The sequence below is a fragment of the Nocardioides sp. Root682 genome (genome assembly GCF_001427795.1).
Taxonomy (GTDB): domain Bacteria; phylum Actinomycetota; class Actinomycetes; order Propionibacteriales; family Nocardioidaceae; genus Nocardioides.
Genome location: NZ_LMHJ01000005.1, coordinates 160,034 through 180,426, shown reverse-complemented (window position 1 = coordinate 180,426; position 20,393 = coordinate 160,034). Strand labels below are relative to the sequence as shown.

Annotated in this window: 21 protein-coding genes and 1 riboswitch; of the genes, 7 read left to right on the top strand and 14 right to left on the bottom strand. The window is 69.1% G+C overall.

The genetic code is table 11. From position 1 onward, the window contains the following. Nucleotides 1-121: 121 nt before the first annotated feature. Nucleotides 122-763: an HD domain-containing protein gene (locus ASD84_RS23615; protein ID WP_056716628.1), complete on the bottom strand. Its 642-nt coding sequence runs from the start codon at nucleotides 761-763 to the stop codon at nucleotides 122-124. A 142-nt stretch (nucleotides 764-905) separates the two neighbouring features. Here ASD84_RS23615 and ASD84_RS23610 point away from each other — a divergent pair, with 142 nt between their 5' ends. Further along, the gene (locus tag ASD84_RS23610; RefSeq protein WP_056716625.1) at nucleotides 906-1,274 is read left to right on the top strand and encodes a YciI family protein; all 369 of its coding nucleotides are present in this window, start codon (nucleotides 906-908) and stop codon (nucleotides 1,272-1,274) included. A gap of 36 nt (nucleotides 1,275-1,310) precedes the next feature. Continuing rightward, complete coding sequence (locus ASD84_RS23605) at nucleotides 1,311-1,637, top strand: TraR/DksA family transcriptional regulator (protein ID WP_235531241.1); 327 nt, start codon at nucleotides 1,311-1,313, stop codon at nucleotides 1,635-1,637. Between the two features lie 38 nt (nucleotides 1,638-1,675). On the opposite strand, the gene ASD84_RS23600 is transcribed toward ASD84_RS23605, so the two are convergent. The 4 genes from ASD84_RS23600 to ASD84_RS23585 all read right to left on the bottom strand — a co-directional run bounded on the left by ASD84_RS23600 (nucleotide 1,676) and on the right by ASD84_RS23585 (nucleotide 4,131). Then, the gene (locus ASD84_RS23600) at nucleotides 1,676-2,227 is read right to left on the bottom strand and encodes a hypothetical protein (RefSeq protein WP_156392272.1); all 552 of its coding nucleotides are present in this window, start codon (nucleotides 2,225-2,227) and stop codon (nucleotides 1,676-1,678) included. 158 nt (nucleotides 2,228-2,385) lie between these two features. Continuing rightward, entirely contained in the window at nucleotides 2,386-2,688 is a 303-nt protein-coding gene (locus ASD84_RS23595) for a type II toxin-antitoxin system PemK/MazF family toxin (RefSeq protein ID WP_056716615.1), read from the bottom strand. Further along, nucleotides 2,688-2,906 carry a ribbon-helix-helix domain-containing protein gene (locus ASD84_RS23590; protein WP_056716613.1) on the bottom strand — a complete coding sequence of 73 codons (219 nt, stop codon included), beginning with the start codon at nucleotides 2,904-2,906 and terminating at the stop codon, nucleotides 2,688-2,690. The genes ASD84_RS23595 and ASD84_RS23590 overlap by 1 nt, the downstream gene beginning before the upstream one ends. A gap of 37 nt (nucleotides 2,907-2,943) precedes the next feature. After that, a complete protein-coding gene (locus ASD84_RS23585) occupies nucleotides 2,944-4,131 on the bottom strand; it encodes a sterol desaturase family protein (RefSeq protein ID WP_082574217.1) in 1,188 nt (395 codons plus the stop codon). 76 nt (nucleotides 4,132-4,207) lie between these two features. On the opposite strand from ASD84_RS23585, the gene ASD84_RS23580 reads away from it, so the two are divergent. Continuing rightward, nucleotides 4,208-4,600, top strand: coding sequence for a VOC family protein (locus ASD84_RS23580; protein ID WP_056716610.1), 393 nt, complete (start codon nucleotides 4,208-4,210; stop codon nucleotides 4,598-4,600). A 25-nt stretch (nucleotides 4,601-4,625) separates the two neighbouring features. On the opposite strand, the gene ASD84_RS23575 is transcribed toward ASD84_RS23580, so the two are convergent. Both ASD84_RS23575 and ASD84_RS23570 read right to left on the bottom strand, forming a co-directional pair. Next, entirely contained in the window at nucleotides 4,626-6,269 is a 1,644-nt protein-coding gene (locus tag ASD84_RS23575; protein ID WP_056716607.1) for an ABC-F family ATP-binding cassette domain-containing protein, read from the bottom strand. Nucleotides 6,270-6,313: 44 nt separating this feature from the next. Continuing rightward, entirely contained in the window at nucleotides 6,314-7,183 is an 870-nt protein-coding gene (locus ASD84_RS23570) for an LLM class F420-dependent oxidoreductase (protein WP_056716603.1), read from the bottom strand. Nucleotides 7,184-7,234: 51 nt separating this feature from the next. Between ASD84_RS23570 and ASD84_RS23565 the strand changes: the two genes are divergently transcribed. Next, nucleotides 7,235-7,984 carry a peptidylprolyl isomerase gene (locus ASD84_RS23565; RefSeq protein WP_056716600.1) on the top strand — a complete coding sequence of 250 codons (750 nt, stop codon included), beginning with the start codon at nucleotides 7,235-7,237 and terminating at the stop codon, nucleotides 7,982-7,984. Here the strand turns inward: ASD84_RS23565 and ASD84_RS23560 are convergent. Further along, complete coding sequence (locus tag ASD84_RS23560) at nucleotides 7,971-8,852, bottom strand: SDR family NAD(P)-dependent oxidoreductase (protein WP_056716598.1); 882 nt, start codon at nucleotides 8,850-8,852, stop codon at nucleotides 7,971-7,973. The genes ASD84_RS23565 and ASD84_RS23560 overlap by 14 nt on opposite strands. A gap of 49 nt (nucleotides 8,853-8,901) precedes the next feature. On the opposite strand from ASD84_RS23560, the gene pepN reads away from it, so the two are divergent. The 3 genes from pepN to ASD84_RS23545 all read left to right on the top strand — a co-directional run bounded on the left by pepN (nucleotide 8,902) and on the right by ASD84_RS23545 (nucleotide 13,433). After that, a complete protein-coding gene (gene pepN, locus ASD84_RS23555) occupies nucleotides 8,902-11,358 on the top strand; it encodes an aminopeptidase N (protein WP_056716595.1) in 2,457 nt (818 codons plus the stop codon). Nucleotides 11,359-11,409: 51 nt separating this feature from the next. Further along, the gene (gene rmuC / locus ASD84_RS23550; protein WP_082574215.1) at nucleotides 11,410-12,792 is read left to right on the top strand and encodes a DNA recombination protein RmuC; all 1,383 of its coding nucleotides are present in this window, start codon (nucleotides 11,410-11,412) and stop codon (nucleotides 12,790-12,792) included. Nucleotides 12,793-12,866: 74 nt separating this feature from the next. Beyond that, a complete protein-coding gene (locus ASD84_RS23545) occupies nucleotides 12,867-13,433 on the top strand; it encodes a hypothetical protein (RefSeq protein ID WP_056716592.1) in 567 nt (188 codons plus the stop codon). Between the two features lie 12 nt (nucleotides 13,434-13,445). On the opposite strand, the gene ASD84_RS23540 is transcribed toward ASD84_RS23545, so the two are convergent. The 6 genes from ASD84_RS23540 to ASD84_RS23515 all read right to left on the bottom strand — a co-directional run bounded on the left by ASD84_RS23540 (nucleotide 13,446) and on the right by ASD84_RS23515 (nucleotide 20,375). Further along, nucleotides 13,446-14,297: an acyl-CoA thioesterase domain-containing protein gene (locus ASD84_RS23540; RefSeq protein ID WP_056716590.1), complete on the bottom strand. Its 852-nt coding sequence runs from the start codon at nucleotides 14,295-14,297 to the stop codon at nucleotides 13,446-13,448. Nucleotides 14,298-14,322: 25 nt separating this feature from the next. Beyond that, on the bottom strand, nucleotides 14,323-14,808 hold the full coding sequence (locus ASD84_RS23535; protein WP_056716588.1) for a hypothetical protein: 486 nt from the start codon (nucleotides 14,806-14,808) through the stop codon (nucleotides 14,323-14,325). Nucleotides 14,809-14,817: 9 nt separating this feature from the next. Then, the gene (locus ASD84_RS23530) at nucleotides 14,818-16,089 is read right to left on the bottom strand and encodes a serine hydrolase domain-containing protein (protein WP_056716585.1); all 1,272 of its coding nucleotides are present in this window, start codon (nucleotides 16,087-16,089) and stop codon (nucleotides 14,818-14,820) included. Between the two features lie 2 nt (nucleotides 16,090-16,091). Beyond that, the gene (gcvP, locus tag ASD84_RS23525; RefSeq protein WP_056716582.1) at nucleotides 16,092-18,914 is read right to left on the bottom strand and encodes an aminomethyl-transferring glycine dehydrogenase; all 2,823 of its coding nucleotides are present in this window, start codon (nucleotides 18,912-18,914) and stop codon (nucleotides 16,092-16,094) included. An 83-nt stretch (nucleotides 18,915-18,997) separates the two neighbouring features. Beyond that, nucleotides 18,998-19,087, bottom strand: a riboswitch (glycine riboswitch). 51 nt (nucleotides 19,088-19,138) lie between these two features. Beyond that, complete coding sequence (locus ASD84_RS23520; RefSeq protein ID WP_056716577.1) at nucleotides 19,139-19,744, bottom strand: MerR family transcriptional regulator; 606 nt, start codon at nucleotides 19,742-19,744, stop codon at nucleotides 19,139-19,141. Between the two features lie 142 nt (nucleotides 19,745-19,886). After that, a complete protein-coding gene (locus tag ASD84_RS23515) occupies nucleotides 19,887-20,375 on the bottom strand; it encodes a bifunctional nuclease family protein (protein WP_056716574.1) in 489 nt (162 codons plus the stop codon). Between the last annotated feature and the right edge of the window lie 18 nt (nucleotides 20,376-20,393).

Here is a 20,393-nt window from a genome sequence, read left to right as displayed (position 1 = left end):
GCCGCAAGCCCCCTGGTGCGTTATACCTTGAAAACGGAGGGACCGTTGAAACCCAGGTCCGCCACCGTCTCGCTGGCACTCACGGGTCTGCGCTCACGGGTCTGCACTCACGGGTCTGCACTCACGGGTCTGGCCTGATCCACCCGTTGGCCAGGCCCTGCTCGACCAGGCTGTTGGTGGCCTCGCCGAGGGCGGTCGACGCTGCGACGACCCCCGCTTCCCGGGCCCGGACCGTCGACTCCGTGGCGCCGGGCATCTGCCACGTCCCGCCGCGGTTGAGCCAGTTGAGCAGCATCGGCTCGAGCCGGTCCATCGCCTTGCAGAAGCGGCCTTCCGGAGTCTGGCCGGCCTCGAACTCATCCCACAACGCCCGCACCCAGGCCGCCTGGTCGTCCGGCAGGAGCGCGAACAACCTGTCGGCCGCTGCCTCCTCGCGTTCCTGCTGTCCCACCACGGCGGCCGGGTCGAAGACAGGGCTGTCGCCGGCGTAGATCTCGACCAGGTCGTGGATGACGACCAGCCGGGTCGCGTGACCGACATCGATCGGCTCGTCGGCGTACTCCGACAACAAGATCACCATGAGCGCCAGGTGCCACGAGTGCTCGGCATCGTTCTCGCGACGATCGGCGGCAGCCAGGGGAGAGGCGCGCAGGATCGTCTTGAGGCGATCAGCCTCCGCGATGAAGGTGAGCTGGGCCCTCAGCCGATCGTCGATCCTGGCGGGCAGCGGGCTTCGCTCGATGACCAGCTCGTCGTCCTCCACGGGAGCCACCCTCTCAGGCGACGCAACGTCGTGACACAGGCGGACCAACTTCTCCTCGCAAGTTGTCGGATCGACGTGGTGCCATACGTGGTGGAGGTAGAGAGGCGGTCATCGGGACCGCCGGTGACTGAGGAGAAATCAGATGACGAACTACCTGTTGTCCGTGCACGGCCCGACCGACCTGGATGAGACGAACAACTACGGCTACGCCTCCAAGGAGGACATGGAGCAGTCGTTCGCCGAGACGGGTGCCTTCAACGAGAAGCTCAAGGCCGACGGCTACTGGGTGTTCGCCGGCGGCCTCGCCCCGGTGGAGACGGCCACCGTCGTCGACGGACAGGGGGAGAAGCCCGTGATGACCGACGGCCCGTACCTCGAGACCAAGGAGGTCATCGCCGGCTTCTGGGTGATCGACGTCCCCGACCTCGACGTGGCCATCAAGCTCGCGGCCGAGGGGTCGAAGGCGTGCCGCGGCACGGTCGAGGTCCGTCCCTTCGACGGCCTGGCCTGAGACATCGTTATGTCAGGTACGGCGGGCGAGCGGGACGTGCTGGAAGCGAAGTGTGCCTCCGCGCGGACCCGGCTCGCCCGCCTGACCGACGACTTCGACGGCGTGGTCGCAGCGTCGCGCGACACCAACGCCGACGACGAGCACGACCCCGAAGGCGCGACGATCGCCTTCGAACGTTCCCAGCTCAACGCACTGATCCAGCAGGCTCGGTCACAGGTCACCGAAGCCGACGCTGCACTGACGCGTTGGGATGTTGGCCTGTACGGCGTCTGTGAGTCCTGCGGGGGAGACATCGGGGCAGAACGTCTCGAGGCCCGGCCAACCGCGCGCACCTGCATCACCTGTGCCCGCAGCAGCGTCTGACGTCTCAGGTCAATCGCGACGATCCAGTGACCGAAGGATCACGAACAGCGTCCAGCACTGCTTCCGTAGCGCCACGAGAAGCGGACCACCACCACGCCTTCCGGGCCTCGCCCGACCAACCGCACGCGATAGGTCCCTCGATAGCGCGGCGGCGCGAGGTCGAAGCGTTGCGCACTGGCCGCCACCGGAACACGTGCCACGTCGCAACCTGCGCGACCAGGGTGGGCGAAGCTCACCAGCCGCGCACCCCAACGCCAACCGGGGCGGCCGAACCAGAACCGGATCTTCCCGGTCCGCGCCACTTTGACCAGGTCAGCAGCCGCCGGAGCGGACTGGCGGGCACAGACGGACGAGCCGATTCCCGAGCCGTCGTCGTTGACGATGTCCGGTGCCGTCCAGCAGTAGGTCTTGGGACGCAACCGAACGGTCCGGTTCGGCAGCAGGAACACGACGGGTGACGGTGTCGAGGACCAGATGTAGGTCGGATCCGCCATCCGTTGCTCGACGACTGCGTGGCCGTCCGGCATTGGCAGGGCGACGAGACCGAGCAGGAGAAGGAGGAATGCGGGCATCATCGAGCGCGGGAGCACAGCATCAGCGTAGGACCCCACCCCGGCACTCGAAGCGAGATCGAACCGGCTCAGCGGATCTGAGGACACCCCTTCTCCGAAGGACGTGCCATATCGCCGATAAGTGACATTATGTCAGACTACCTCGACGGAACCCTCTCCCGGGGACGGTGCAGACCTCAGGGGCGCAGGGCGAAGGCGCTCACGATCGCCGCCGCCAGGTCGGCTTCCTGGCGATCGAAGAAGAACCCGACGTGCCGGCCGAGTGATCGCTTGTCGATGGTGATGATGTTGTCGCAGCTCACGACGCTGGCTTCTTCGAGGCCGTTGTCCGGACCGACCTGCACTTCGGTGCTCAGCCCCTTGGCTGTCGACGTGATCGGTGCCACCGTGACCCGGCGCATCGCACCTCGGACCGGCTCACGCGTCAGGACCAGCACCGGACGTGCCTTGTCGAGATGGGCGATGTGGATGTCGCGCATCAGTCGCCGACAGCGACGTGACCGACCAGGTCGTCGAAGTCGTCGTAGTCCCCCGATGCCTCGAGGATCCGCGCATCACGTTCTGCACTGAGCTGCTGCTGGTACAGCCCCAACGCACGCGCCACCACAGCCGCCCGCGAGCCGCCACCCTCGCTGACGAGGGTGTCGACGTACGCGACCAGCTCGTCAGGCAGTCGTACGGCGATCTGGACACTCATCCCAAGATGGTACCACTTTGGGATCCACCGCATCGGATCAGGAGACGTAGTCGCTGTACTCCCTGGTCCCCCGGAACGGCATCAGGTGCTGGGCGACGAACCCGTTGGGGACCGTCTCGGGCTTGAGCACGCCGTATTCCTCGGGCCAGCTTCCGTCGCGAGGAAGCTTGAACGAACCCATGAGCATGTCGACGACAGGCAGGTGGATGGCGTAGTTGCGGTCCCAGTAGTCGATGTGGCGGGCGTGGTGCCAGTGGTGGTAGCGCGGCAGCGTGATGACGTACTCGAGCCAGCCGAACCTGATGCCGATGTTCGCGTGCGCGATGACGGCCTGGAGGCCGACGAGGACGGCGTACGCGTTGACGGCCTCCTGGGAGAAGCCCAGCAGGAGCAGCGGGAGCAGGACGGTGGAACGGGTCAGGATCGTCTCGATGAGGTGGACCCGTGAGCCCGCCAGCCAGTCGAGCTCGGGGCTCGAGTGATGGACCGCGTGGAAGCGCCACAGGACCACGATCCGGTGGTAGCCGCGGTGCAGGCCGGCCTGCGCGACGTCGGCCGCGAACACTGCGAGGAAGAACTGCGCCACGAACGGCAGGCCTCCCACCCAGTCCTGGATGCCGCCGATCTTCACGGATTCGACGACCACACTGGTGGAGGCCGTGACGGTGATCAGGATGAACTGGACCAGCACGTGGGACATGAAGAAGTACGCCGCGTCGGTCCGCCAACCGGGCCGCAGCACGGCGAGCGGGCGCCGTGCGAAGTGGTGCTCGAGCGGGATGAAGACCAGGGCGGAGAAGAACAGCGACAGGACGAACCAGTCGAGGCCGAGCGAGTACGGCGTCTTGCCGATGGTCTCGAACTGGACATCAGATCCCCCCGCCAGCACCGCGATGGTGGCGGATCCGACCCCGATGAAGGCCAGACGCTTGTGCTGGTCGCGAAGGATCGCGAACGTTCCCGCGACGAACGCAAAGGATAGTGCGATGAGCAGCAGCCGCCGCGCGAACCCTTCGCTGTAGACCGCGCGGAACTCCTGGCTGGTCAGCAGCTCCGGGAAGTGGAAGCAGAGCACGGCCACCAGGCTTCCCAGTCCCAGGACCATGGATGTGGCCGGTGCCAGCAGCGGGTGCCGGTACAGCGGAATGCGACGGTACTTCTCGGTGGACTTCTCGGTGGACTTCTCGGTTGACGAGGTGTCCCCTGCCGTTTCGCCTGACGTCATGTGTGCAGTATCGGCTCCACGACGGATTGCCAAACGAGCATCCGTGCTCAGGCCCGATCGGAGTTACGGTGAAGGCATGAACGCTCCCGACAACCTCGCCAGCGTGCGGTACCTGGTGGACGACGTCGAAGAATCGATCACGTTCTACACGACGCACCTGGGCTTCACCCTCAACATGAGCGCCGCTCCGGCCTTCGCCGACGTCACCCGCGGTCCGTTGCGGCTCCTGCTCTCCGGCGCCGCGAGCTCCGGCGCGCGGGCAACTCCCCCGGACCTCGCCTCGGGTCCCGGTCGCAACCGGATCCACCTCGTCGTCGACGACCTCGAGGCCGAGATCACCCGTCTCGGCGACGCCGGGCTGGCCTTCGTCAGCGACCTCGTTTCCGGGCCGGGCGGGAGCCAGATCCTCCTGGCGGACCCGTCAGGGAACCTCGTGGAGCTGTTCCAGCCCGCCGCCCGCCGGGGCTGAGCGGCGTCGTGGTCCGGCCCTTCCGTCAGGAACGCTCGATGACCTGACCGTTCTCGACGTGCAGCTCCCGGGTCGTGGACACCGCCGCCAGCATCCGCCGGTCGTGGGTCACCAGGAGCAGGGTGCCGGGATAGGTCTCGAGCGCAGCCTCCACCTGCTCGATCGCGGGCAGGTCGAGGTGGTTGGTCGGCTCGTCGAGCACCAACAGGTTCACTCCCCGGGCCTGCAGCAGCGCCAACGCAGCGCGGGTCCGCTCCCCCGGCGACAGCGTGGAAGCCGACCTCACGACGTGATCGGTCTTCAGTCCGTACTTGGCCAACAGGGTTCGTACGGGTTCGGGCGCAAGGTCGGGCACGTGCCGCTGGAACGCATCCACCAGCGGCTCGTCACCCTCGAAGAGCCGACGAGCCTGGTCGACCTCACCGACGACCACACCCGGTCCGAGGTGTGACTGTCCCTCGTCGAGCGGAAGTCGTCCGAGCAACGCGGCCAGCAGGGTGGACTTGCCGGAACCGTTCGCACCGGTGATGGCAACCTTCTCGGCCCACCCGATCTCCAGGGTCACCGGTCCGAACGTGAAGTCGCCCCGTCGTACGACGGCCTCCCGGAGCGCTGCCGTGACGGCGCCCGAGCGGGGTGCGGCGGCGATCTCCATCCGCAGGTCCCATTCCTTGCGGGGCTCGTCGACCTCCTCCAGGCGCTCCAGCGCCTTCTCGGACTGGCGCACCTTCGAGGCCTGCTTCTCGCTGGAGTTCACGCGGTACTTGCGCACCGACTTGTCGGGTTCGTTGTTGATGCTGCGGCGGGCGTTGCGCACGCCCTGCGCTGCCCAGTTGCGCTGCATGTTCGCGCGCGCCTGGAGACCGGAAACGGTGTCGGCGTACTCGTCGTAGGCCTCACGGGCGTGGCGACGCGCGATCTCGCGCTCCTGGAGCCAGGCGTCGTAGCCGCCGCCGTAGATGTTGATCGCACGCTGATGGAGGTCCAGCTCCACGATCCGGTTCACGGTGCGCGCAAGGAATTCGCGGTCGTGGCTGACGATGACGGCAGCCTCGCCGAGATCTGCGACGAAGCGTTCCAGCCGGTCGAGACCGTCCAGGTCGAGGTCGTTGGTCGGCTCGTCGAGCAGGAACACGTCGTAGCGCGACAGCAGCAGGCTCGCGAGACCCGCCCGGGCCGCCTGGCCCCCGGAGAGCGACGTCATCAACTGGTCCAGGTCGACGGCGAGGCCGACGTCGGCTGCAATCGCATCGGCACGCTCGTCCAGGTCCGGCGCGCCGAGGGCGAGCCAGCGCTCGAGAGCGTCGGCGTACTCGTCATCCGCGCCGGCCTCCCCCGCTTCCAGTCGCGCGGTCGCTGTGTCGAAGGCCGCCTGCGCGTCGGCTACACCCGTACGACGAGCAAGGAAGCCGCGCACTGTCTCGCCCGCGCGACGTTCGGTCTCCTGCGGCAGGTAGCCGATGATCGCCGAGGCGGGCGTGACCGTCACGGTGCCGTCCTCGGGCGGGAGCTCGCCGGCCAGGGTGCGCAGCAGCGTCGACTTGCCCGCTCCGTTCGGGCCGACCAGACCGACCACGTCACGCGGTCCGATCACCAGGTCCAACCCCGAGAACAGCGCCGTGGCGCCGTGTCCAGCCGCCAGCCCTGCAGCCTTGATCGTCGCACTCACCCAGTGAGGTTAGCCGGGAGCCGCCGCACGAACGTGACCAACCCTCAGAGGGCAGCCACCCGAGGCAGGGCCCTCTCGACGAGCTCGCTTGCCCAGCCTTCCGGATCGGTCGCCGGCGCCATCATCGCGGCGAGACTGACACCGAGGGCGGCGTACTCCTCCATGTCGCGAACGAAGGCATCCGGGTCCGCCACCGGGTCGCCGAAGTACAGGATCGTCTTGCGGATCGCGTCGTAGTCGCGGCCCAGGTCGTCACAGTGTCGGCGCAGCACGTCGAGCTTGTTGGCGACGCCCGCCACCCCCTCCCCCGTGAACAGGTTGCAGGCGTCGGCGTACTGGGCGACCAGCCGCAGGGTCTTGCGCTCCCCCTGGCCACCGATCATCAGCGGCACCCGGCCCCGCACCGGCTTCGGCAAGCAGATCGTCTCGGCCAGCTGGTAGTGGTTCCCCTCGAACGGGCCGTCGTCGTCGCTCCACATCTGCTCGACGATCCGGATCGTCTCCTCGAGCCGTTCGAAGCGCTCCGCCAGCGGCGGGAAGGGTACGCCGAGCCCGTCGTGCTCCCGGTCGTACCAGGCAGCACCGATGCCGAGCTGCGCCCGGCCGCGCGAGAGCACGTCCAGGCTCGAGACCACCTTGGCCAACAGACCCGGATGGCGATAGGTCACCCCCGTCACGAGCAGGCTGAGGTTCACCCGTTCGGTGGCCGCCGCGAGGTAGCCCAGGGTCGTGTACCCCTCGAGCATCGGCTCGAACGGGCCGCCGAAGTCGACCATCTGGAAGTAGTGGTCCATGAGGGTGAACAGCGAGATGCCGCCCTCGTCCGCGACCTTCGCAGTGGCGGTCAGCCGGTCGACCAGCGTGGTCTCCCACGCCGGGGTGGTGAAGGTCGCGTAGTGGATGCCCAGGTCCATGACCACAACCTACGCGGACTGCGCACAGGTCGTCTGCGTACCATCGCGCCCATGCGTTCCCGACTGCTCGCCGGTGTCCCGGCCCTGCTCCTGCTCGCCAGCCTCGCCGCCTGCGGTGACGACGACACGAAGGCTGCGGACGACAGCTCGACCACCGACCCCTCGAGTGACACCACGACCGAGTCCACCGGCGCGGCGTCAGGTTCCTGCGACTTCGTCGAGACGGGCGGAGCAGCCCGCGAGGTGAAGCTCCCGAAGGCGGCCCCGTCGCGCTCCGGCCAGGTCCCGGCCGTCCTGCACACGACCGTCGGTGACCTCAAGCTGACCCTCGACGCTGACAAGGCACCCTGCACGGTGGAGTCGTTCGCGTCCCTCGCCGAGCAGGGCTACTACGACAACACGTCGTGCCACCGCCAGGGCAACGACCCCGGCTTCGAGTTCCTGCAGTGCGGCGACCCGAACTTCGACCCGAAGGCCGCGACGCCCGGCCAGGAAGTCGGCTCCGGCGGTCCCGGCTACACGATCCCCGACGAGATCACCGGCGACGAGACCTACCCGGCGGGCACGCTGGCCATGGCCAACACCGGTGCCCCGAACTCCGGCGGCGGCCAGTTCTTCATCGTCTTCGGCGACTCCGGCTTCTCCCCGGCGTACACCGTCTGGGGCAAGCTCGACGACGCCTCGCTCAAGACCCTGCTCAAGGCGACGGCGTCCGGCAACGACGACTACTGGACGTCCATCGGCAGCAGCGGCGGCCGCCCCAACACCCCGGTCACGTTCAAGAGCATCACGATCGGCTGAGCTCCACCGACTTCGCCCACAGGGCGGCGGCGAGCACCTCGTCGTCGGCCTTGGGCGACATCCGCGCGGGCGCGGGCCAGCCCCACAGCTCGGTCCGCCCGTGCGGACCGATGTAGGAACCGCCGGGGACGTCCATCGTCGCGGCGTACACCGAGCACAGCGCTCCCCGCCACGCGGGCATGCTGACCAGACGCTGGCCGTAGTGGCCGACAGCGGTCAACACCGGGTGGCCGGAGCCGCTGGTGATGGCGGTCGCCGTCGCCCCCGGGTGCGCTCCGACCGAACGCAGCGGCGAGCCCTCGGCGCGGAGCCGGCGATCCAGCTCCCTCATGAACAGCAGGTCTGCCAGCTTCGATGCACCGTAGGCCGCGAAGGCGCGGTACGGGCGCCGCTCCCAGGCCAGGTCATCGAGGTCGATGTCCCCCGACCGGTGTTCGCGCGAGCCGATCACCACGACGCGGTCGGTCAGCAGCGGCAGCAGCCCCTGGGTCAGCGCGAAGTGACCGAGGTAGTTGGTCGCGAAGTGCATCTCCACCCCGTCAGGCGACAGTGCGTGCGGGAGGCCGAGCACCCCCGCATTGTTGATGAGTACGTCGACCGGTCGGCCCTCGTCCGTCAGGCCGGCCACGAAGGCACGGACCGAGGCGAGGTCGCTGACGTCGACCTGCCTCACCTCGACGCGACCCTTGTCGTGACCGGGCACCGAACGGGCAGCCGCTTCGCCCTTCTCGACGCTGCGGCAGGCCATCACGATCTCGGCACCACGGGACCCGAGGATCCGGGCAGTCTCCAGGCCGAGGCCTCCGTTGGAGCCGGTGATCACGAATCGGCGCCCCGACTGGGGCGGTACCTGGGTCCATGGACGCATGGCCGAAAGGCTCCCACATCGCGGTTGGCCTGCTCACTACGCTGGCCCGATGAGCACCGAGTCGGGGGCGATCAGCCTCACCCGCGCCGAAGCAGAGCACCGGGCGAGCGTGCTCACCGTGACGTCGTACGACGTGGAGCTGGACCTGACCGTCGGCGACGACGTGTTCGCCTCACGCACGACGATCCGGTTCACCAGCAACACTGCCTCGACCTTCGTCGACGTGAAGCCGACAGCGCTGCACACGATCAGCCTCGATGGTGCGTCGATCGATCCGACGGCCCTGGCTCGTGGACGCGTCGCTCTCACGCTGGGTGCCGGTGAGCACGAGCTGGTGGTCGAGGCGACGATGCCGTTCCGCAACGACGGCGAGGGCCTGCACCGGATGGTCGACCCGGCCGACGGTCTGGCCTACGTCTACGGAATGTCCTTCATGGATGCCGCGCCGTCGATCTTCGCGTGCTTCGACCAGCCCGACCTCAAGGCGCCGTACACGATGCGGGTGACCGCTCCCGCCGACTGGATGGTCGCCGGGAACGCCCCTGCGCGCGAGGTCGGCAGCGAGGGGAACGCCCGCCGTTGGGAGCTCGGCCCCACTCCCCCGCTCTCGACGTACTTCGTCACGGTGGTCGCCGGCCCGTACCACCGCCTGACCGACGAGCACGACGGCATCCCGCTCGGACTCAGCTCACGGCAGAGCCTGGCTGCGATCCTCGACCGCGAGGCTGACGAGCTGTTCACCCTGACCCGGCAGTCGTTCGACGAGTTCCACCGGTTGTTCGGGGTGCGGTACCCGTTCGGTGACTACCACCAGGCGTTCGTGCCGGAGTTCAACGCCGGCGCGATGGAGAACCCCGGCTGCGTCACGATCCGCGACCCCCTGCTCTTCGAAGGCACCAGCACCCGCGCCGATCGCAGCTTCCGCGCGGCGCTGATCGCCCACGAGATGGCGCACCAGTGGTTCGGCAACATCGTCACCCCGCGCTGGTGGGACGACCTCTGGCTCAACGAGTCGTTCGCCGAGTACATGGGCTACCGGGTGATCGCCGACGTCACGCAGTACGACGACGCGTGGCTGCACCAGTCGTACGCACGTCGCGTGTGGGGCATCACCGCCGACTCCCGCCCCACGACGCACCCCGTTGCCGGCAATGCCGCTGAGGACGCGCTCGCTGCGTTGCAGAACTTCGACGGGATCTCCTATGCGCGCGGCTCCAACGTGCTCCGGCAGCTCGCCACCCGGCTCGGGGACGAAGCGTTCTTCAGCGGGGTGCGCGAGCACTTCGCGCTGCACCGCTTCGGCAACGCGACGATGCACGACCTGTTCGCCAGCTGGTCGAAGGCTGCCGGCGGGACCGACCTCGACGGCTTCGTCCGCGACTGGCTGCTCACTCCCGGCCCGGACACGCTCACGATCGACCGCAGCGCTGGCCTGGTGCTCCGTTCGTCCCCTGTCGACCACCCAGCCGACCGCACCCATCTGCTCGCCGTCGCCGTGCACCGCGACGGCGCCTGGGTGCAGGCGCCGCTCGTGGTCGACCGGGCCGACGTCGCGTTCGATGCAGGTGAGGCACCGGTGCTCCTGGACGCGAACGAGACCACGTGGGCGGTCAGTCCGCCTGACCCGGTCACGCTGGCGGCACTCCCCTGGCTCGCGCCGGCGATGACCGACCCCCAGCTCCGGGCAACGATGTGGAACAGCGTCCGTCTGGGTCTCTTCAACGCCACCGTTTCACCCGCGGCCGTCGCCGACCTGCTGGCAGCCTCCCCGCCCGTCGAGGACACCGCCGACGGGATCCGCAGCCTGATCCAGTGGACCCTCGACACGGCCCTCCCGCTGGCACCCGAGGGATCCACCGCCCGCTTCCACGCCGCGGTCAGGGACGCGGTTGCTCGTGCCGACACCGGCTCGGAGCTCCAGCTGTCCGCCTTCCGGGCAACGGTCCTGTCTGCCGCCGACCCGTCGGAGCTCGAGCGCTGGGCCGCCGGGGAGGACCTCCCGGACGGCATCGCTCCCGACTCGGACTTGCGCTGGAAGGCACGCCGCCGGCTGGCCGAGATCGGCGCGACGGACCGGGCTGCTCTCGACGCAGCCCTCGCCGCCGAGCCCAGCGGGTCCGCGACGGTGCACCACGCCCGCTCCGTCTCCTCGCTGCCGCTGCTGGAGGCCAAGGAGTTCGCCTGGGCGCGGGCGACCGGGGAGGTGTCGGTCGCCAACTACGAGATCGAGGCAGCCGGCAAGGGACTCTGGCGACCCGACCAGCTCGCCCTCACCGAGCCGTTCGCTGTCGCCTACTTCACGCGGCTCGGGGAGCTGATGGCTGCGCACAAGGGCTGGGTGCAGGGCGTCGTGATCGAGGCGTTCTTCCCGATCACGCACCGCGACGACGCCACGGTCGCGGCGGCTCGGGCCGCCCTCGAACAGGAGCTCCCGGGCGCCGTACGACGGCGGCTGGCGGACCGCTTGGACGAGCTGGAGCGCAGGCGGGCCGCGGTTGTCGCCTGAGTGCGGCGTGCCCAGCGGGGTTCTGTCGCCCCCCGCTGTTTGACTGTCTCCATGCTCACGATCGTTGCTCTGCTCATCGGACTCCTGCTCGGCGCAGGTGCCAGCTGGCTGGTCCTGCGGGCCCAGCAGGAGTCGTCGATCGCCGCGCTGACCCAGGCGCACGACGGCGAGGTCCGGGACCTGAGGCACGAGGTCCAGCTGGCCCACTCGCGCAACGACGTGATCGTCGCCGAGATCCGCGAGCAGGACGCAGCCGCCAGGGCGGCCGTGGAGAGTGACCTGGCGGGCGCCCTGGCGACCGTCGATGCGCTGCGCGCCGCCCTCGAAGCAGCCCGCGAGCAGCACCAGGCGACGGTCGACCAGCAGCGCCAGACCGAGCGTGAGCGCGAGAAGGCCGAGGGCGGCCACACCCAGGTCCTCAAGACCCTGACGCCCGTGGCCGACCAGCTGCGCACGATGCAGCGCCGCGTGGAGGAGCTCGAGCAGCAACGCTCCCACCAGCACGGCGAGCTCGCCGAGCAGCTGCGCAGCACCCAGGTCACCGTGGCGGAGTCGAAGAAGGCAGCCGACACGCTGGCATCCGCGCTGACCAACAACGCGGTTCGAGGCGTGTGGGGCGAGACCCAGCTCCGCACCCTGGTCGAGTCCGCCGGACTGCTGCCGCGCGTCGACTTCGACACGCAGCACTCCATCGAGGCCGATTCCGGCGCGCGCCGCCCCGACATGGTGATCAACCTGCCCGGCGGCAAGCAGATGGCGATCGACGCGAAGGTGCCCTACAACGCCTTCATCGACGCCCACGGCCCGCAGGTCACCGCAGGAGAGCGGCAGCGCCTGCTCGTCGACCACGCCCGCAAGGTGCGCGGCCATGTCGACGCACTCGCGGCGAAGAGCTACTGGACCGGACTGACGGCGAGTCCCGAGTTCACGGTGGCATTCATCCCGAACGAGCAGCTGCTGTCGGTGGCGCTCGACACCGACCCGTCCCTGCTGGAGTACTCCTTCGGGAAGGGTGTCCTGCTCGCCACCCCGACCAACCTCTGGGCGATCCTCAAGACCGTCGCCTTCACCTGGCGCCAGGACGTGCTCACCGACGACGCCAAGCAGCTCTTCGACCTCGGGCGCGAGCTGTACCGCCGGATCAGCACGCTGGCCGACCACGCCGACAAGCTGCGGCGCTCGCTGGAGAGCACGGTGAAGAGCTACAACACCTTCGCGAACTCACTGGAGTCCCGCGTGCTCGTGACCGCCCGCAAGCTCGACCAGATGGACGAGTCCGCCGTGCTCGGGACAGCCCGGCAGATCGACATCGCGCCGCGGGCGCTCACCAGTGGCGAGTTCGCGGTCATCGCCGATCTCGAGCGCCCGGAGCTGACGTTCGACTTCGACGTCGCGGACGCCGAGATCGTCGGCGACGAGCACCGCACAGGCTGACGCCGAACCTTTACCATCCGCGGAGCCCATCGCTCCGAAGCACGTGTGACAGATCACTCCCATCGGAGGTCCACATGCGTGTCCACAAGCCCACCCCGTCCTTCTACGTCGCCACTGCTGCCCTCGCTCTCTCCCTCGGCGGCACTTCCTGGGCCGTCGCCCAGGCGGGTCCCGGCAACCCGGGAGAGCAGGGCAATCCGGGTCAGGAGCGTTGGGTGCTGATCGACGCCAACGGCCAGATCGAGGCACAGTCCGGCGGCTTCACCGTCGCCGCTGGCTACCCCACCCTGCCGAACACGGCAACGACCGGCGACAACTCCCTGCGGGCGTCCGGCAACGTCTACCTCAGCGCTGGAGAGGACCTCTCCGACAACGGCATCGTGACCACGATCGCGCTGCAGAACCAGGTCGACCAGAACGCCGACAGCATCACGAACGGACGCGCACCGACGGCCGACGCCAACCCCGAGTTCAGCGGCGAGATCTCCGCGACCGTCTGCGGCCTCGCCGGCATCGTGGCCTGCGCACCGGCCGGCACCAACAACACCAGCCACTTCGTGGTGAGCCCGCGCAACAGCGACGGGACCGTCACCCAACCGGGAGCACGCAAGCGGTTCTACGTGATCGTCACCAGCGACTGATGACCAGCTGGCTCAGGCACCCGGCGAACCGTGGTGACCCTCCGCATCGAACCCGGAGAAGTCCACGGTGCGCCGGGTGTTGGCCAGCGAGCTCACCGTCGCCGTACCGATCGAACCGCTCCGGTCGAACACCTCGGCCGTCCCCGCTCCGATGCCGTCGACCGCGACGTGATCAGTGCTGCGAAGGCCGAGCACCACGCCGTCAGGCAGACGGGACAGCACGAGGCTGATGTCGGTGTTGATGAACTGCACGCCGCCGCTCCCCCAGTTCGTCACCATGCTGGTGGCGTCGGCGATCGATGCGACGGCCTGGAACGGCGTGCACTCCTCGCCGAGCACGATCGGGACAGCCGTCTGCCAGGTCTGGTGACGACCGGCGTTCTGGTGCGCGCCGAAGTCGTCCGACCACGACGCCTCGCTGGCGAAGAACGGTGTGTCGGGCCGACCCGTTGCCGGCAGCAGGTCCAGTGCGGGCGCGACCGGTCGCCCGTCGGCCGACCACACCTCTCCGTCCGGATTGACGGTCGGTCGCAAGAAGGTCGCGCTGCCTCGGGCAACGACCTCGCCCTCCTGCAGGACGACGGCGTCCACCAGCATCAGGCGGGTGCCTTCGCGGACGACGGTCGCTTCGGCCGTGGTGGCGATCATCGCTGCCGGACGGAAGAGGTCGACGTGGTACCGCGCGGGGACCAGGTCCTGACGTCCAGCCGCAGCGACCGCGTCCTCCAGCGCACGGGCAAGGAGACCGCTGATGGCCACGCCGTGCATCTGGTCGGCCTTCCAGAGGCTCTGGGCCAGGGGCAGGGGCTGATAGGTGTCGCCGTCGCGCTGGAACCAGGCAAACTGCAACGTGTTCTCGTTCACCCGCCCATCATGGCGTAGTCGGGCCTCAGCCTGCGCCCTGGCACTGCTTCCCGTAGGCGAGCACGATCGTGTTCTTGAGCTTGAGAGCCTCGACCGGGTCGGTCCCGATCAGGTCGGCGAGCTTCGCCGTCGCCGTGGTGTCGCCGCCCAGGCCCGCTTCGATGATCGGCGGGATCTGCTCGTAGACGGCGATCGCCGCCTGGACGTCGTCGCCCTCGAGGGTGCTCAGCGCGTCGACCTCCTCGTCGAGGTCGTCGAGGTTGCCGAGCGTCTTGCTCCAGCTCTCGGTCGGGAGATGGGCGAACTGGGAGACGATCTGGCCATTGACGGAGAACTGGGCCGCCTGCTCAGGGGTCGCGCAGTCCCCGGTCGCCGGTGCATCCGATGCGCCGCCGTCGGATGACTTCGCTCCCCGGGTGGGATCGGTGTCGCCGGGGTCCTCGTCGCTGCCACATCCGGCAAGGCCGAGTACGACTGCCATGACCGCGACGACCTTGACCAGTGTGTGCATGGCCCGAGGTTAGGGCAGAAGCGTGACCTGCGGGTCGTACGGCGCGCGCGTGTAGACGAAGGTCGCGCACTCGAGATGGACGACCGAACCGTCGGCGCCACGATGAACGCGCAGCCGCTCGCCCCGGTGGTAGCCGTCGATGCCGGTGAACTGACCGTCATCGAGCGCGAAACGGTCGCTGCGTTCTGCAGTGCGCAGGTCGCGCACGTCGAGCTCGCCGCCGACCCATTCGAAGCCGAGCGCCGTGTTGCCCCAGAACCAGACGCCCAGGAGTTCCCGGACCGCTGTCGGCACCGGTTCCGACGTCGGAGCCCAGGGCTCAGCGGCGACAATCGGGTCCGCGCCGAGAAAGAGCGCGGGCACGCGGTCCGGCCGGAGGCCGGTCGTGGCGTTGGTGAGTGCGACCACGGCGTCGCGTGATGAGCGATCCACGAACAACGACGCCTGGAACCCGGGCATGGAGCCGGTGTGGCCGACCAGGGTGCGGCCGGCAAGGTCCACCAGTCGCAGTCCCAGACCGTAGGCATCGGCGGGTTCGACGGGTGCCGCCATCTCCGTGAGGGTCGATGCGGACAGGACCTCCGGGTGGCCCACCGCCAGGAAGTCGGCCCAGCGCAGCAGGTCCGCCACCGTGCTCCACGCCTGACCCGCCGGGGCCATCGCACCGGTGTCGGTGTGTGGCTCGTCGGTCAGCGTGTGGGCGAAGTGGTCGACGCTGCGGCCGGGCGCGTGATTCGTGGGCGGGTGGTAGGACGTCCCGGCCATGCCCAGCGGCGCCAGCAGCCGGGTCTCCACCGTGGTCCACCAGTCGACGCCCCGCAGGCGCGCGACGGCCTCGCCGAGCAGCCCGAAACCGAGGTTGGAGTAGTGGTAGTACTCCCCCGCCGCAGCCACCCGACCGGACCCGTCGTTGGCCGCGATCAGCGACGAGGCGTCACCGCCGTCGGATCGCTCCCACCACGGACCGACCGGCTCGCTCTGCATGCCGCTCGTGTGCGAGAGCAGCTCGCGCACCGTCGCGGCCGCGTAGCCGGTCTCGGGCACCACCGACCCGATCGGGTCGTCCAGGCCCAGCAGCCCTTCGTCGCGCAGCTGCAGCACGAGCACCGCAGTCATGGTCTTGGTGATCGACCCGATCCGGTACGACGACGCGCTGGTCACCCCGTCAACGACCGAGATGCAGCCGCTCCACACCGGCACCCCGGCGCGAGCGACCGCGACCGACACCGAGGGCAACCGACCGGCACCCTGCAACGAGGCCAGCGCGTCGTCGTACCGCATGCTCACTCGTCGTAGGCGTCCATCGGCGGGCACGCGCACACCAGGTTGCGGTCGCCGTAGGCCTGGTCGATGCGCGCCACCGGCGGCCAGTACTTGTCCGGCGAGATGCCGGCCGGGAAGACCGCGACCTCGCGCGAGTACGAGCGATCCCACTCGCCCACCAGGGCACGCGCGGTGTGCGGCGCGTTGTGCAGCGGCGACGCGTCGACGTCCCACTCCCCTGCGACGACCCGGTCAATCTCGCCCTTGATCGCGATCATCGCGTCGCAGAAGCGGTCGATCTCGCTGAGGTCCTCGGACTCGGTGGGCTCGACCATGAGCGTGCCCGCGACCGGGAACGACATCGTCGGCGCGTGGAATCCGTAGTCGATGAGGCGCTTGGCCACGTCGTCGACCGAGACGCCCGTGTCCTGGCTGATCTTGCGCAGGTCGAGGATGCACTCGTGTGCGACCAGCCCGGTGTCGCCGCGGTACAGCACCGGGTAGTGCTCGCCGAGGCGTGCCGCGATGTAGTTGGCCGACAGGACCGCGACGGCGGTCGCGCGGGTCAGGCCCTCGGCTCCCATCATCCGGACGTAGGCCCACGAGATCGGCAGGATGCCCGCTGACCCGAAGGGCGCCGCGCTGATGGCACCAGTGCCCTCGCGCCGGTTGCTGTCGGGGTGCAGCGGGTGCGTCGGGAGGTACGGCGCCAGGTGGGCGCGCACCGCGACCGGACCGACGCCCGGGCCACCGCCGCCGTGCGGGACGCAGAACGTCTTGTGCAGGTTGAGGTGCGAGACGTCGCCACCGAACTTGCCCGGCTGGCCGTAGCCGAGGAGCGCGTTGAAGTTGGCGCCGTCGATGTAGACCTGTCCACCGTGCTCGTGCACGATGTCGCACAGCTCGGTGATGCTCTCCTCGTAGACGCCGTGCGTCGACGGGTAGGTCACCATGATCGCCGCGAGGGTCTCGGAGTGCTGCTCGCACTTGGCCCGCAGGTCGTCGAGGTCGACAGTGCCCTCGTCGGTGGCCTTGACCACCACGACGCGCATGCCGACCATCACCGCGGACGCGGGGTTGGTGCCGTGCGCCGACGACGGGATCAGGCAGACGTCGCGCTGGTCCTGGCCGTTGGCGCGGTGGTAGTTGCGGATCGCGAGCATCCCGGCGAACTCGCCCTGGGCGCCGGCGTTCGGCTGGATGGAGACCCGGTCGTAGCCGGTGACCTCGGCCAGCCAGCCCTCGAGCTCCTCGATCATCTCGACGTAGCCGGCGGCGTCCTCGACGGGCACGAACGGATGCAGGTTGGCGAAGCCGGCCAGCGAGATCGGCTCCATCTCTGTCGTCGCGTTCAGCTTCATCGTGCAGGAGCCGAGCGGGATCATGCCGCGGTCGAGCGCGTAGTCGCGGCTGCTGAGCTTGTGCAGGTAGCGCAGCATCGAGGTCTCGTTGTGGTGGGTGTTGAACACCGGGTGCGTGAGGTAGTCGGTGGTGCGCTGGTGCGCCACCTGAAGGCCCTCGAGCGGCTCCGCGGACTGCGGCGAGACGCCGAAGGCGGTGTGCAGGGCCCGCAGCGTCGCGGCCCCGGCAGTCTCTCCGAACGCGATGCCCACGGTGTCCGCGTCGACCAGGCGCAGGTGCAGGCCCTCGGCCCGAGCAGCCTTCACGATCGCGGCAGCATTGCCGGGCGTACGCACCTGCAGGGTGTCGAAGAACGTGTCGTTGACCAGCGTGAAGCCGCCGCCCTGGAGCGAGGCCGCCGCGCGGCCGGCGAGCTCGTGGACCTCCGTCGCGATCGCCTTGAGGCCCTCGGGACCGTGGTAGACGGCGTACATCGCAGCGGTCACGGCGAGCAGGACCTGAGCGGTGCAGATGTTCGACGTCGCCTTGTCGCGACGAATGTGCTGCTCGCGGGTCTGCAGCGCGAGGCGGTACGCCGGCCGCCCCTCGGCGTCGACCGAGACACCCACCAGGCGGCCCGGGAGCTGGCGCTCCAGGCCTTCGCGGACGCTGATGAACCCGGCGTGCGGGCCGCCGTAGAACAGCGGGACGCCGAAGCGCTGCGCCGATCCGACGACGACGTCGGCACCCAGCGTTCCCGGGGCCTCGAGCAGGGTCAGGGCGAGCAGGTCGGCGGCGACGACAGCCAGGCCGCCGCGCTCGTGGACGGCGTCGATGACCGGCTTGATGTCGGCGATCCGCCCGGACGCGCCGGGGTACTGCACGAGCACGCCGGACACCTCGCCCTCAGGCAAGCCGTTGGTCAGATCGGCGACGAGGATCTCGATGCCGATGCCCTCGGCGCGGGTGCGCACCACGTCGATCGTCTGCGGCAGCGCGTCGGCGTCGATGACGAAGGGGCCTGACGCCTTGCGGTTCGCACGGAAAGCGAGCGCGACGGCCTCAGCGGCCGCCGTACCCTCGTCGAGGAGGGACGATCCCGAGGTGGTCAGACCGGTCAGGTCCGACACCATGGTCTGGAAGTTGATCAGCGCCTCGAGCCGGCCCTGCGAGATCTCCGGCTGGTACGGCGTGTACGCGGTGTACCAGCTCGGGTCCTCCAGCACGTTGCGCCGGATCACCGCAGGAGTCACGGTCGCGTGGTAGCCCAGGCCGATCATCGGCTCACCGGGGACGTTGGCGCCGGCCAGCGCCCGCAGCTCAGCGGCCGCCGTCTCCTCGTCCACCGCTTCCGGCAGCGCAAGCGCGTCGGTCGACCGGATCGACTTCGGGACGGCAGCGTCCATCAGCTCGTCGAGCGAGGTGAAGCCGAGACGCTCGAGCATGGTCTCGACCTGGGCTGCGTCCGGACCGATGTGGCGGTTGACGAAAGGGGTGCTCATGAGCAGGCGGGTCCTTGGGGATCGACAAAGAGAGATCGAATCCCTCCCCCTCTGTCACTGCGCCGGTGCAGCTCCACAGTTGCCTGCTCCGCACGGTCCGGGCGCCTGAGAGGTTCCGGGGAGGAATTGCCCCTTCGGCGCAGGCTCGGGCCTGACTCTCCCGTGCAGCATCAACAGCAAGAGCCACCCTACAGCGCAGGGTGGCTCTTGTCGGAAAGACTGGCCTAACTGACGATGCGCGCGGCGCGCCGCGCAGCGAGCTCGTCGCCCTCGCTGGTCTCGCCGACCTCGGCATCAGCGTGCTCACTCGGCAGCTGGGCAAGCGTGCCCTCGATCTCGCGCCAGACGCCGCCGATCGCGATGCCGAACACGCCCTGGCCGCCCTGGAGGAGGTCGATGACCTCGTCGTTGCTGGTGCACTCGTAGACCGAGGCGCCGTCGCTCATCAACGTGACCTGGGTCAGGTCGTCGGTGCCGCGCTCGCGCAGGTGGCTCACCGCGGTGCGGATCTGCTGCAACGAGATGCCGGCGTCGAGCAGGCGCTTGATGATCTTCAGGATCAGGATGTCGCGGAAGCTGTAGAGCCGTTGCGAGCCGGAGCCCTTGGCGCCGCGAACGCTGGGCTCGATCAGCCCCGTGCGCGCCCAGTAGTCCAGCTGCCGGTAGGTGATGCCGGCGGCGTTGCACGCCGTCGGACCGCGGTACCCGAGGTCGCTCGGGACCGGGGAAACGTCGTCGGAGAAGAGAAGCCCTTGCTCCTCCGCGGCGGCGGCCGCCTCAGCATCACGCTGTGCGGACTGCTGTGCCGTCTCCGGCTGCTGCTCGTTCACTGGTCCTCCACGGGATCCAACATTCATGCGTGTCATTCGACACTTCAAGGTACGGCGGCAGTCCGGGTCGGTCAAAGACGTCACTGGGCGTGTCGTGGAAAACCCTCAGCCTCAAGGTGAGGTTGAGGCTGAGACTTTGAAATCAACCCTCGCTGGGGCCGAGATCCTCTGCCTCGAAGTCGTCGGCGGAGACGTGGTCGAGGAACTCGCGGAACCGCTCGACCTCGTCCTCCTCCTCGGCGGGCGCGGCGATGCCGGCCTCGGCGAGCACCGCGTCCTCGCAGTAGATGGTGGTGCCGGTGCGCAGGGCCAGCGCGATCGAGTCCGACGGACGCGCGCTCACCTCCACCCCGGAGGCGAACACCAGCGTCGCGAAGAAGACGCCGTCCTTCACGTCGGTGATCCGCACCTCGGAGAGGTCCGAACCCGTTGCGGTGAGGATGTCACGCATCAGGTCATGGGTCAGCGGCCGCGGCGGGGTCACCCCCTGCTGGGCGAAGGCGATCGCGGTGGCCTCGACCGCGCCGATCCAGATCGGCAGATAGCGCTCGCCGCTCGATTCCCGGAGCAGCACGATGGGCTGGTTGGACGGCATCTCCACCCGGACTCCCAGGACCTCGACCTCGCGCATGGCTCCAGCCTACTGCGC